This is a genomic window from Streptosporangium nondiastaticum, from assembly GCF_003011965.1.
GTDB classification, from domain to species: Bacteria; Actinomycetota; Actinomycetes; order Streptomycetales; family Streptomycetaceae; genus Streptomyces; species Streptomyces nondiastaticus.
The window spans coordinates 1-457 of the sequence record NZ_PXWG01000358.1; the positions used below are offsets into that span (position 1 = coordinate 1).

Genomic DNA, 457 nt, shown 5'->3' on the forward strand with positions numbered 1-457 from the left:
GCCCGATCTCGCCGAGCCGGTAGTTCCACGGCTCCGGGTGCAGACCGGCCTGCCGGAACACCTTCACCAGCCAGGCGCAGTCGGCACGGCCCACGTTCGCTCCGGCGATGCACTGCCCCCGCAGCGCGTGGTGCAGGCGTCGAACCTCGGTGCCGTCGTCGTGGGGCTGGCCGGCGATCCGCTCGAGGTAGCCGTTGATGCGCAGCGCGTCCGGGTGGCCGTGCTCGCGGACCCAGGCTTCGTCGTGCGGCGGGATGAACGAGCCGCGCTCGTCGGTGTCCAGGTCCCACCAGCCGATCTCGACCGCGATGGCGTCCTCGGTGAGGCCACTGGATTCGCAGTCGACGACGACCGTTCGCCGCTTCGGCTTGTCGGTCTCCCTGCTCATGCCGACACCGCCGACTTGCGGATGACCCACGACTCGTCGCCCTCAGTGATCCGCCAGCCGTCGCCGCTG

Annotated in this window: 1 protein-coding gene; it reads right to left on the minus strand. The window is 70.9% G+C overall.

Annotation, left to right across the window (positions count from 1 at the left end; all coding sequences use genetic code 11):
* The coding region (locus B7P34_RS36220; RefSeq protein WP_146167058.1) for a hypothetical protein at positions 1-388 on the minus strand (388 nt) is incomplete at its 3' end.
* Positions 389-457: the final 69 nt, after the last annotated feature.